This is a genomic window from Paenibacillus sp. YAE3, assembly GCF_057546105.1.
Genome location: NZ_BAAIYF010000009.1, coordinates 58405 through 70824, shown reverse-complemented (window position 1 = coordinate 70824; position 12420 = coordinate 58405). Strand labels below are relative to the sequence as shown.

Annotated in this window: 10 protein-coding genes and 1 pseudogene; 2 read left to right on the top strand and 9 right to left on the bottom strand. The window is 54.7% G+C overall.

The features are described 5' to 3' along the window. Positions 1-100: 100 nt before the first annotated feature. On the top strand, positions 101-790 hold the full coding sequence (locus tag AC27KL_RS18120) for an S-layer homology domain-containing protein (RefSeq protein WP_036709057.1): 690 nt from the start codon (positions 101-103) through the stop codon (positions 788-790). Between the two features lie 101 nt (positions 791-891). Here AC27KL_RS18120 and AC27KL_RS18115 read toward each other — a convergent pair whose 3' ends face one another. The 4 genes and pseudogenes from AC27KL_RS18115 to AC27KL_RS18100 all read right to left on the bottom strand — a co-directional run bounded on the left by AC27KL_RS18115 (position 892) and on the right by AC27KL_RS18100 (position 5666). After that, positions 892-1467: a TMEM175 family protein gene (locus AC27KL_RS18115; RefSeq protein WP_036709055.1), complete on the bottom strand. Its 576-nt coding sequence runs from the start codon at positions 1465-1467 to the stop codon at positions 892-894. A gap of 131 nt (positions 1468-1598) precedes the next feature. Continuing rightward, a pseudogene (locus tag AC27KL_RS18110) lies at positions 1599-2426 on the bottom strand (MFS transporter); the annotation flags it as partial. A 150-nt stretch (positions 2427-2576) separates the two neighbouring features. Then, entirely contained in the window at positions 2577-4928 is a 2352-nt protein-coding gene (locus AC27KL_RS18105; RefSeq protein ID WP_487170558.1) for a YhgE/Pip family protein, read from the bottom strand. A gap of 135 nt (positions 4929-5063) precedes the next feature. Then, positions 5064-5666, bottom strand: a complete 603-nt coding sequence (locus tag AC27KL_RS18100) for a TetR/AcrR family transcriptional regulator (protein ID WP_487170557.1) — start codon at positions 5664-5666, stop codon at positions 5064-5066. 243 nt (positions 5667-5909) lie between these two features. Here AC27KL_RS18100 and AC27KL_RS18095 point away from each other — a divergent pair, with 243 nt between their 5' ends. Next, positions 5910-7040, top strand: a complete 1131-nt coding sequence (locus tag AC27KL_RS18095) for an MGDG synthase family glycosyltransferase (protein ID WP_487170556.1) — start codon at positions 5910-5912, stop codon at positions 7038-7040. A 152-nt stretch (positions 7041-7192) separates the two neighbouring features. Here AC27KL_RS18095 and AC27KL_RS18090 read toward each other — a convergent pair whose 3' ends face one another. The 5 genes from AC27KL_RS18090 to AC27KL_RS18070 all read right to left on the bottom strand — a co-directional run bounded on the left by AC27KL_RS18090 (position 7193) and on the right by AC27KL_RS18070 (position 12246). Then, entirely contained in the window at positions 7193-7666 is a 474-nt protein-coding gene (locus tag AC27KL_RS18090; protein ID WP_487170555.1) for a hypothetical protein, read from the bottom strand. A 104-nt stretch (positions 7667-7770) separates the two neighbouring features. After that, positions 7771-8454 (bottom strand): metal-dependent hydrolase, encoded by a 684-nt coding sequence (locus AC27KL_RS18085; RefSeq protein ID WP_036709049.1) that lies wholly within the window; start codon positions 8452-8454, stop codon positions 7771-7773. A gap of 97 nt (positions 8455-8551) precedes the next feature. Beyond that, complete coding sequence (locus AC27KL_RS18080) at positions 8552-9430, bottom strand: cell wall hydrolase (protein WP_487170554.1); 879 nt, start codon at positions 9428-9430, stop codon at positions 8552-8554. Positions 9431-9780: 350 nt separating this feature from the next. After that, complete coding sequence (gene thpR / locus AC27KL_RS18075) at positions 9781-10389, bottom strand: RNA 2',3'-cyclic phosphodiesterase (protein ID WP_487170553.1); 609 nt, start codon at positions 10387-10389, stop codon at positions 9781-9783. Positions 10390-10533: 144 nt separating this feature from the next. Then, positions 10534-12246, bottom strand: a complete 1713-nt coding sequence (locus AC27KL_RS18070; RefSeq protein ID WP_487170699.1) for an ABC transporter ATP-binding protein — start codon at positions 12244-12246, stop codon at positions 10534-10536. Between the last annotated feature and the right edge of the window lie 174 nt (positions 12247-12420).

Here is a 12420-nt window from a genome sequence, read left to right as displayed (position 1 = left end):
TGCACATGGATTCATCGTTGCTTGAAACATTTTTGCCTTCCGGGCCGTTTGTTAAAATGCGGTAATCTATCAAAGCTTATGGAGAAGGAGACTACATCCCATGAAAAAAACCTGGACTGTAACCGCCCTGTCTTTCGCCCTGCTGGTATCGGCGGCCGGCTCCGCCTTGGCTTCGGCATCTTTTCGGGACATCGGCGAAAGCGGCGCCAAGCAACAAATCGAAGCTTTGCAGGCCAAGGGAGTCGTGACGGGCGTTGCCGCCGACCGGTTTGCGCCAGGCGAACGGCTCCTGTTGGCCCAAGGCATGGCCATGATCGCCCGCGGCCTGTTAGCCGATGTGCCGGCAAGCGATGACAAAACGGGCCCGGGCGGCGCGTATTTCACAAGCATCCCTGCGGATGCTTGGTATCATGCTTCATTTGTTGCTGCCCATGACCACGGGCTGGATCTGCCCGCCGACGCCAATCCGGCAGGCGCCGTAACCAAAGAGCAGTTTGTCCATTATGTCATGCAGGCTTTGGAGTCGACGAAGCGTTTCCCTATGATCAATCTGGTTCCTGCAGCCCTCGCGGACGAAGACCAGTTGACCGTCGAATACCAGGGCACGATTCAGCGCGCCCTGCACTACGGTTTGGTTGATCTTGACGAGTCGGGCCGTTTCCATCCGCAAACCCAAATAACGCGGGAAGATGCCGCTTCGATTTTATACAAAGCGATCGCGCTTTATGAGAAGCAGGCCAAGACCAACGATCCAACGAAGCCGCAAAGCTCCCAGGATTCTTCCAAATAACGGGACCTTGTGAAGATTCGGAGATATCGCGCGCCGAGGTGCCGCATCAGCGAAAAAAACTCTTCGAAGCCCGCTTGAAACGCGGGATTTGAAGAGTTTTTTTAATGGCTTAAGGTACGCTCGATCCGTTGATCCGGCATGAACCACACCACGGCAACAAGCACGAAAAAGATGCCGGACAACCATGGACTCACGTAAGCGGTCAAAACCGCGAACAAGTAGAGCAGCGGAGACAATTTCCCTTTCCAGTCTTTCCCCATCGTTACGACGAAGGAGGAGTCGCCGGCATGCTGGTTCATGATCGTGCGCTGAAGCAGCCAGTACGAGAACGCCGCCAGCATTAAAACCATGCCGTACAATGCGGTAGGAGTGGCTGCAAAATGGCTTTCCCCCATCCAGGCCGTCGTGAACGGCACCAGGGACAACCAGAACAGAAGCAGCAGGTTCAGCCACATTAACCGGCCGTTCATCGTTCGAACTATGTGCAGCAAGTGATGGTGATTGTTCCAGTAAATGCCGACATACACGAAGCTGAAAATGTAGCTAAGAACTTTCGGCCCAAGGCCGATCAACGCATGCCAGTCATGGCCTTCCGGCACTTTGAATTCCAGGACCATGATCGTAATGATAATCGCCAGCACGCCATCGCTGAACGCTTCCATGCGATTTGCTTTCAGAGTGGTTCCTCTTTTCCCGCTTCCGCGCTCTATTCAATATTCGATATCAGTAAAATTGCATGATCCCCTTTATATTGTCAAGCCGAATTTTTTAGCGAACGGCCAACAGCCCCTGCCCTCGGCGTGATTCGTTATTTTTTCTCCGTGGCAAAATATAATATCGCAGCGACCGGAAATGCCAGACCGAACCATAACGCAGCGCTCCATCCTCCCGTGGCGTATGCCCAGCCCCCGACCGCCGAGCCCGCGGCGCCGCCCAAAAAGAAAATAGCCATAAAAAGCCCGTTCAAACGGCTGCGTATTTCGGGGCTCAGCGAGAAAAGCGCGCGTTGTCCAAGCACAAGATTCGCGGATACTCCCGCATCCAACAATATGGCTGCAGCGACGAGAACCGCGACGCCGACCGGCGAACCGGTCCGGACGACCAGCGGCAGCAACACCGACAGGACAACCGTAACGAGCGCGATTCCTGTGCCGGGCCTGGTCCAGCCGCGGTCTGCCAGCCGTCCGGCCACAGGCGCGGCAACCGCGCCCGCGATGCCCGCAAGCGCGAACAACGCGATGGCTTTCTGGGAAAAATGAAACATTGGGCCGGCCAACAGGAACGGAACCGTCGTCCAAAACAGGCTAAACGTCGCAAACACGCATGCATGATACGCGGCCCGGCGGCGCAAAAGCGGGGTGGTTCGCAGCAATCGCCACATCGATCCGAGCAGCGCCGGGTAGGAAGCGTTCGAGGAAGGCCGTCTCACAGGCAGCACCTTCGACAATACGAGTGCCAAAACCAAAACGGCTGCGCCGGACAAAACAAATACGGCATGCCAGCCAAAAAGATCGGCGACCAGGATCGACAGCGGGCGCGAGAGCATAATGCCGAGCAGCAAGCCGCTCATCACATTGCCGACCACGCGGCCGCGCGAAGATTCGGATGCAAGGTACGACGCAAAGGGCACCAAGGCATCCGTTCCGCCTGAATCAAGGTTGGATCGGCCCATGGAGCCATAAAGGCAGAACATCCGGATACAACGGACCATGCCGGAAATCAAAAACGGGACCGCCCCCCGAATGAAACGTTGGGGAACGGTCCCTTATTCATGCCTCCCGTTAAATTAGGCCGACACGGAAGACTGCTGTTGGTCGAGGACGCTTTTATGCGATTTCATCAGGAAGTACACCAGCGTCAGAGCCAGGAAAACGATACCTACCGCGCCAAGCACGGCCGTTTGCTGCCACATGGCCGCGAAATCGCCGGTGGACACGACCGCTTTGAAGCCGATCACGCTGTACGTCATTGGCAGGAGCGGATTGAGGGCTTTCATCCAGTCCGGAATGAGCTCCAGCGGGAACGTGCCTGCGCTCGTCGTCAGTTGGAAAATCAGCAGAACGATGACGACAAAGCGCCCGGGCTGATCCAACCAGGTGACGATGGCCTGAATCATGAACATAAAGGACAAACTCGTAATAAACGTAAACAAGTAGAACAGAGGCACGTTTTTCACATCAAGCTTCAAACCGTAAAGAATGATGATGGCCGACAGCAACGATTGCAGCACACTCATCATGACAAACGACAACGTCCGGCTGATGAACCGGTTGAACCCGGATGCCCCGAGCACGGAACTGTCCCGCATCGGAATGACGATGGTCGAGATCAAAGCGCCCACGAACAGTCCCAGGGACAGGAAATACGGCGCGAAGCCCGTTCCGTAGTTAGGAACTTTGGAGAACTTCTTCTCCTCAATTTTCACCGGTTCGGCGAACATTTTAAAGTTATCGTCCCCCGCCCTCACTTCCCCGCTTTTTTCGGCGGCTTCGTTCAGCTTGGACGCAAGCTCCCCGGAGCCGTCCTGCAGCTTGCCGAGTCCTTCCGTCAATTGTCCGGCGCCGTCATCCAACTGCTTGGAGCCGTCCGCAATCGCCGCTACGCCGCTGCCCAATTGGCTCATGCCGCCTTTCAGCTTGCCGGAGCCTTCAGCGATTTGGGCTGCGCCGCTCGCCAGCTGCTTGCCGCCTCCCGCCGCTTCGCCAAGCTTCGTGCCGAATTGCTTCATGCCTGATTCCAGCTTGGATTGCCCGGCTTCAAGCCGGGTCGCTCCTTCAAGAAGCTCCTTTTGCCCTTGATGCAGCTGCTCCATCCCGGCCGTCAGCTGCTTCGCGCCTTTGCCGAGCTCATCCGCGCCTCCCGAAACCTGCCGCAGCCCGTCATGCAGGCCCGCGGCTCCGCTTGCGAGCTGCCGCTGCGATTGATGCAGCTGGGAGGTCCCCTCGCTCAGCTGTTGTTGCCCTTGATGCAGCTCCTCGGTGCCTTTGGCTACCGATTGGCTCGCTGCAACAAGCTTCTGGAAAGCCGGGTTTTGCGCCAGCTCGGGGTTCTGCTGAGCCAGCTGCTGGAGGCCCTGCGCCACGCTTTGGGCGCCTGCGGCGACCTTGGCTCCCCCGGCTTCAGCCGTTCTCATGCTTTCCGCCAGCTTTGCGCTGCCTGCCTCCGATTGCTTCAAGCCGTCCTGCAGCTTGCCGCTGCCTTCCAGCGTGGCCGCCAATCCTGCTTGCAGTTTGCCGCTGCCTTCCACGGCGCTTTGAAGCCCGCTTTGCAGCTTCGCGCTGCCGGCCGCCGAAGCCTGCAGCCCTTCTTTTAATTGGACCGTGCCCTGATGCGATGCACTCACGCCGTTTTCCAGCTGCTTATGCGCCGAGGCGAGTTGTCCAAGACCGCCTGCAAGCTGCTGAGAGCCTTCTTTCAAGCTCAACGCGCCTTTCTGCAAATCGGCTGCACCGCCTGCCAGCGGCTGGACTCCCTGCTGAAGTTTGACGGTGCCCGCTACCATTTTGCTTAAGTTCTCCTTCAGCTTGGCAGCCCCTTCATTCAGCTTAACCGTGCCGTCGGACAGCTTTGAGGCGCCTTTTCCGGCTTCCCCGAGCCCGTCCGCTACCTTGGTGATTTGTTCAAACAGGCTTTTGGAATAAGCCTCCGTCACTTTTTCGGATACTTTGGCCCGGATTTCCTTGACGGCCGTCCCGCCTATTTGGGAAGCCAGGAAGTTATACCCCTCGTTCGGCTCGAAAATGATCTCCGAAGGCTGCGGATGTTCATCCAGTACCGTCGCGGCTTTGGAGGAGAAGTCCTCAGGGATGACGATCGTCATATAATAGCGGTTCTCCTCCATCCCCTTCTCGGCCTCGTCGCGGCTGACGAACTTCCAGGCGAAGTCCGCCCCTTTTTTCAACTCCTCAACGAGATCATTGCCGATCTGCAATTCCTCGTCCCCGTACTTCGCCCCGGTATCGTTATTGACAACCGCTACGGGCAGCTGGTCCATTTTGCCGTAGGGGTCCCAAAAGGCACCCAGGAACAGTCCGGCATACATGACCGGAATGCAAATGACCGCGATCATGGAAATGAGCAGTTTACGGTTGCGGGCCGTCGCAGCCATATCCTTTAAGAATACCGATAATGACCTCATCATAGTTCTCTCCTTAAGTCCGTATTGAAGTGGTGAAACCAATTGACCGTTTTAATCATTCGGTCAATTTTTGACCGATAAAAACTTCCTCTTCGTCGCCGTCCGTCCGGACCGCTTACGGGGAAGCACTTTTCATCAGGTATGCTGATATGGCCTGCATTCAAGATTCGCGAGACCGTCCGCCAAAAATAAACGGATATAATGGTGGATTTCTTCTTTGCCGAGCGGCTCCCGCACATGCTTGTAATCGGAAGTCAGCGCAATGTACAGCTTGAACATGACAAAAGCGGCCACCTGAGGATCGCATGTGCCGATCTCCTCATGATCCAGCGCATAGGCGATCTCTTTCTCCAAATACTCCAAGATGACCCTCTCCAGCCTGGCAAGGCCGTCTCTGGCTTTGAGCGTTCCGACGTCCCGCACCTCTTGCGAAAGCTTGATGAACAGCTCATGTTCGCCGCGAAACTCCAGCAAAGCATCCAGGACGCTGAACAGATTCTCGAAAAAGGTCTTTTCCCTGTCCACCTTGCTCTCGGCCAACCGTTTCATCTCCAGAATGGCCGTATTCAAAATCTCGTCAAACAGCTCTTCCTTGTTCGAGAAAAACGTATAAATCGTCCCTTTGCCGACATTTGCTATTTTGGCCACTTGATCCATCGTCGTGGCTTTGTACCCAAAAAGCGTAAAAGATTGCGCCGCCGCACGAAGGATTTGCTTTCGGCGATCTACGGCAGACATACCCTCGCCCCCTTTCCGTGGGGAATGGTCGTTCATGAGTTATGACTGATTTTCCATTTCGGTCAATTGGTCAATTCATACTTTAGCACGCCGATCGATTTTTGGCAACCCTTGCCATCCTCTTTTTTTGATTTTTTCTGCAATTTTCCGCGATGGTTTTCATGCTCCGGCGATTCCCTTGCTCTTTTATGGATTTTTGATATGGCCTCCTGTAAGATAGAGGAAGGAAAAGTGGGTGAATACATGCGAAAAAAGAGAGTGCTGCTGCTGTCCGAAGGTTTCGGCACCGGGCATACGCAAGCAGCCCACGCGCTGGCGGCCGGGATGAAAAGGCTCGACCCCCATTTGCAATGCCGCGTTATTGAGCTCGGCAATTTTTTGAATCCGAAGATGGGCCCCTTCATCCTTTCGGCCTACCGCAAAACGGTCAGCAGCAGCCCAAGGCTGGTCGGAATGCTCTATCGCAAGCAATACGACAAATCGCTGAACCGGCTGACCAAACTTGCGCTGCACCGGATTTTTTACACGCAGGCGGCCCGGGTGATGAAGCAGCTCAGGCCGGATTTGATCGTTTGCACGCATCCCTTTCCCAACGCGGTGATCTCCCGCCTGAAACGGAAAGGAATCCAGGCGCCGCTGATCACGCTCATTACGGATTACGACGTCCATGCCACCTGGGTCAACAAAGAGGTGAACCAATACCTCGTCTCGACGCCCCAGGTGCGGAATCTGCTGCTGCGGCGAAACGTGCCGGCCGAGTCGGTCCAGGTTACCGGCATCCCCGTCCATCCGAATTTTTGGGAACGAGGGGACAAGGAGCAGCTGCAGAAAGAACTGGGACTGAAGCCGATGCCGACGGTGCTGATCATGAGCGGGGGCTGGGGCGTTTCTTTTAATAAAGAAATGATACGTCTGCTCTTGTCCTGGGCGGATGACATTCAGTTGATATTTTGCATGGGAAGCAACGAAAAGCAGCTGCAGAAGATGAAAAGCACCCCCGAGCTCGCCCACCCGAATATCCGCCTTCTCGGGTATACGAAGGATATCGACAGGTGGATGGATGTTTCCGACCTGCTGATTACGAAACCCGGAGGCATGACTTGCACGGAAGGGCTCGCCAAAGGCATTCCGATGCTGTTTTACGAGGCGATTCCCGGGCAGGAGGAAGAAAACGGCCAATATTTCGTGGAGCTGGGCAGCGCGGAGATGATCTCTCCCATGGTGCTTCGCCGCTGGCACCACCGCCTCTTGCATGAATACGGCCAGGTGGAAAACGACAGGCAGAAGGCGCTGACGGCCACCGGCCCCGGAAAAAAACCTTGTTATTGCGCGCAGCAGGTTCTGGAATGGCTCCATCGACATACGCTGTCTTAAAGCAAGGGACTCTTCAACCAGGTTACATAGGATCCAGCCTAAATGCGGACGCAAAAACAGCTCCCTCCAACAATATGGAGGAAGCTGTTTTTTTGTGGCGATGCACGGGGAGTAAGTCCCCTTCTACAAGAAGCGCCCGCCGGATGCGGCGATTATTTCCGGATGACGCCGATCCGCCCTTTGCTTTTCGCCGAATCCCCGTCCCCGGCCACATAACCTGCATATAAAGATTGCAGCCGGACAGCCCAGCGGGTTTCCCCGTTCATGGCGCGCTGCAGCATCCATTGCAGCTGCGGATCCGGCGTGCAATGCAGCAGTCCCTCGTACAGCTCGGCGGCATCAAGCGCCTCGCCAATCAACAGGCGGAGCCCGTCCGGATATTCCTTGGGAGGCTCAACCTTGCTGAACACCGGATAACAAGCGGTCAAACGGTAATACCATCGCGTCCAGACCACAAGGCGCTCCTTCTGCTTCATTTCCACGTTCCTGGCAAAGTACGCCCGGTGCTCCGGCGGCGCAAGCTGAAGCAATCGCTGCGCGTAAATCATCGAACGATACTCCGCCTGAATCATGTATTGAAGGTCGTGAACGGCGATGGGGCTGCATCCGGTCGTCCGGTCCATCATCGGGAGACTCCCGCCTTTCCTGTAGGCTTATTCCCGACCAGTATATGCCCAGGAAGCGGCGTGGTGTTTGTCTGAAGACATGACGCTGCTTTGAAAGCGAAGTTTTAGATTTCGAAGCTTTCGCCGGATTTCAGCGGGTGACCCTGGATGCCTTTTTGGGCCAGCCGCTCGCAGAACGCGGAAGCGTCCTGCCGGATGCCTTCGAACGTATCGTAGTGTACCGGAAGAACGTGGGACGCCCGCAGCCATTCCGCCGCCACGAGCGCGTCCTCGGGCCCCATGGTCAGCGAATCGCCGATCGGGAGCGCCGCCGCATCGATCCGGTTCATTTCCCCGATCAGGCGCATATCGCCAAACAGTCCGGTATCGCCTGCATGGAAAAAGGTTTTGTCGCCGATCGTCAGCAAAATGCCGCCGGGTTCGCCGGTATAAATCACGGTATCCCCCACCGTAAGCGAAGAACTGTGAAACGCGAGCGTATATTTTACCTTAAAGCCGTCAAACGTCTGACTGCCGCCGATGTTCATACCGTACGCTTCAACCCCTTGGCTTTTGCAATATTCCGCCAATTCGTAAACGGCAACGATCGGGCACGCATTCGCTTTTGCGATGTCGATGCAATCGCCAAAATGATCTCCGTGGCCGTGCGTCAACAGCACCGCGTCCACGCGGATATCCCGGGGAGAAACGGTCGCGGCAGGATTCCCCGTCAGGAACGGATCGATGATGATTTTTTTCCCTTCCGCCTCCACCAACACACATGAATGACCGTAATACGTAATTTTCATAAACGTCGGCACCTCCTACAATTGATCGCCAAAACATGATATTCCGGATTGAACGGCAAAGCCCGTACAACCCATCTCTATCATATCGAATTGGGATTTATTTGTAAAAAGTATGATTGCCGATACGCTTTTCGTACGTGCGGGTATGATGAATGGTCAGGTCCTGCGCCAGCTTCAGGGACAGGAAGAAATACGTGTCATCCGTTACGGCTTTTTTGCCGTTCAGCGCCTCGTTCACCGCGCGAATGCAATCCCGGTTCGGCTTTACGCGGTCAAAGCGTCCGTTCGCCACGGGACTGAACTGATGTTTTTGATAGATGACCTTTTTAATCGTATTGGGAAAATTGGCTGACCGTAGCCGGTTCAAGACAACGTTCGCGACTGCGATTTTGCCTTGGTACGGTTCGCCTTCTGCTTCTGCCATGACGATTTTTTGCAGCAGGAGCACATCTTCAGCGGTCACGTTGTACTGCCAGGTGGCTTTCGCCCGTTCCGACGGACTCAGCAGTTTAGTCCGGCTGAAGAATAATGTTTTTGGGGGAGTCAGCTGAAGATTTTGCTTTTGCCGATGGGAAGCCTCCGCCTGAACGACCTTCGGTTTCGCTTGGGCTTGCTCGCGTGCCGACACCGTTTTGGACTTCGGCGACGTCGAAGGAAGCTGCTCAACAAAAGCAATTTTCGTATTATCATTCCACGATTTGAAATTATTTACATTTTGCAATTGAATAGGCAACTCAAAACGCGTCTGTTGCGACGTGCTCCGTTTGCCCTGAACCTGTATATGTTCCTTGTTCACCGCGCTCGCGTTATCGTTCATGCTCAAAGAAACCGCACCGATCCGGTCCAGCGTCATATTGCCTTTATGCTGCAGTTTTTTCGCCTGCTCGTCTTGCAGAAGCAAACAAATCGCAGAGAAACACACCAGAAGAACTCCGATCAGCAAAGCCATCCAGCGGTTTTGTCTTAAAGTGTACATGTTTTTCCTCCCACTACTCCCGGCACATTCCCTTTTCACACCGAATTTTGCAAATGACGATCATCTTGCATCATTCTCATGTAACCGAAAATAGAGGTTTTGAAAACCTGTTAATATTTTCAGTGATTTGCTGCATCCGCGAATACGAGAAAACGGAAAATACGTTTGTTACATCTTTACAACACCAAACAGCTTCGTGACGGCACAATTTTACGGTTCACAGATACGGCTAAAGGGAACAAGCTATTGTTTTATGTGCAGGAATGTTTTGAATGATCGGATCTTGCCGGACATCCTCGCCCGGATGCCCGCAAAATCCATGTATGCTAAAAACGCTCGAAAATATCAATCTACGAATTTTCCATACGGAAGGATTCTAGTATCTCATACATTGGCTTTTCGTGCAAATGTGTGGAAAAAAGTACAAATTCATCGACGATCCATGTTGCCATGTCGCCCCCTTGTTCCGAAGCCGCTGTTTGCGGAAGCAGAGGGGGCATCGAAGCCAGCTGAAACCCCTGATTTCCCGCGTATTTTCGGGCGATCGTGATGTGCGGGCGATAAGGTCTGGACTCTTTGGCGAACCCTAAGGTTTCCATGGCGTCCGTCACCTTTTCCTGCAGTTTTGCGAGGTCGTTTTTGTAGTCAATTACTCCAGCCCAGAGCACTCTCGGGGAGGCCTCTGCGCCAAACGCCCCCGCCTTTCCAAAACCAAGCTCAAATGGGCGAAATTGGCTGGCGATGGACTTTAATTTTTCCGTGATTGCCGGCACGCGCTCCGGTTCGACGTCCCCTAAAAATTGCACCGTAATATGATAATCTTCCCTGTGCGTCCATTTTTTGAAAGGATACAGATGTTGATGGGCTTCCCGCCAACGTTCCATCACCGATTTCAATTCATCCGGCAATCTCACCGCGATAAACAGCCGCAGCGGCCGCTCCTTATTTTCCTTGTCCAAGTAAAATCTGCTCCTTTCACAAATTTTTGCTACTATATAATACCGTCCATTTTATCATATCCAAAATCGCCTGTTTCCACCAAAACAAAAAGGATGTTCCGAAAGCTCCAAAAGCCTTCAAAACATCCCTCCAAGCATTCGGCTTCACCCAAATTGCGCCTGGTGCAATCTTGCGTACACGCCCCCGCTTCTCAGCAGCTCCTCATGCCGCCCGTGTTCGGCGATGCCTTCCTCCGTGACGACGATGATCCGGTCCGCGTTCCGGATGGTGGCCAGCCGGTGCGCAATGACGAGCGTGGTCCGGTTCACCGCCAAAGCTTCCAGCGCCTCCTGGATGATCGCTTCCGTTTCGGTGTCGAGAGCCGACGTCGCTTCGTCCAAAATCAGGATCGGAGGATTTTTCAAAAACATCCTTGCGATCGCCAGCCGTTGGCGCTGCCCGCCCGACAGCTTGAGCCCCCGCTCGCCGATGACCGTATCCAGCCCGTCCGGCAGGGAGGCGACCAGCGACTCCAGATGGGCTTTGCGCACCGCATCCATCAGCTCATCCTCGGCGGCGTTCAAGTTGCCGTAAAGGATATTTTCCCGGATCGTCCCGCTGAACAGAAACACGTCCTGCTGCACCATGCCGATTTGCGAGCGGAGCGATTGCTGGGTCATTTCGCGGATATCGATGCCGTCAATCGTGATGCTTCCTTCCTCCACCTCGTAAAACCGCGGGATCAAGCTGCACAGCGTCGACTTGCCGGCACCCGAAGGCCCGACGAGCGCTACCGTCTCCCCGGCTTGGACGCTCAGGTCGATCCCTTCCAAAATCCGCCGCTGCTTCTCATAGCCGAAGGAAACGTTCCGGAACTCGATGTTCCCGCGGAGCTGCCGCACCTCTATCGCATCCGGCTGATCTTGGATGTCCGGCTCGGTGTCCATCAGCTGGCAGAAGCGCTTGAAACCCGCCATTCCTTTCGGATAGATTTCCATCAAGGCGTTGATTTTGTCGATCGGCTTCAGAAAAATGTTGACGTACAGCAAAAATGCCACCAATTCGCCGTAGCTCAGCTTGTTTTGGTATGCAAACCAGGCCCCGCAGACGAGCACGATCAGCGAAATCAACCGCGTCAGCATGTACATGCCCGAGACGCTGAACGACATGGCCAGGTACGACCGAAGCTTGGCGAGGCGGAATGCGGCGTTGCTTTCGCGGAAACGCGCGATTTCGTATTCCTCGTTGCCGAACGATTTGACGACCCGGATGCCGGACACGCTGTCTTCCACGCCGGCGTTCAGCTCCGCGATGTTGCGGAACATTTCCGAGGAAGCATGGTTCAGCTTCTGGTTAAAATACACGATCATCCATACGATGACCGGCATGACGATAAACGTGATCAGGGCAAGCTGCCAGTTCACCGACCACATGATCGCAAACGCCCCGAAAAAGGTCATGACGGCGATAAACATGTCCTCCGGCCCATGGTGGGCCATTTCCCCGATATCAAACAAGTCGTTGGTCATGCGCGACATGAGATGCCCCGTTTTCGTATTGTCAAAAAACTTGAAGGACAGCTTCTGCACGTGATTAAACGCCTGCTGGCGCATATCCGACTCGATGTTGATCCCCAGCTTATGCCCCCAATAGCTGACGATAAACTGCAGCCCCATGCTGATCAAATATAAAGCGAGCAAGCCGCATCCGGCGGCGACGATCGTCCCCCACGCCCCGTCCGGCAGCAGCCGGTCCACGACCCACTGGACGGCGACCGGAAACCCGAGCTCCAGCAAGCCCGCCACCACCGCGCAGCCGAAATCGACCATAAACAGCCGTTTATGCGGGCGGTAATACGACATAAACCTTCGAATCAAGCCAGGCTGAGGGCCCGAAGCCTTACCTGCTGCATCTTGCATCATAACGGTATTCTTGCCTCCAAATTCTGTATGAAATACTCTAATTATAGCGTATTCCTGTGCACATGGAACCAGAAAAACTGGATGTTGGTTCGCCGCCGCCCCAACGGCGATTCGTCCAAACGCCTTTTC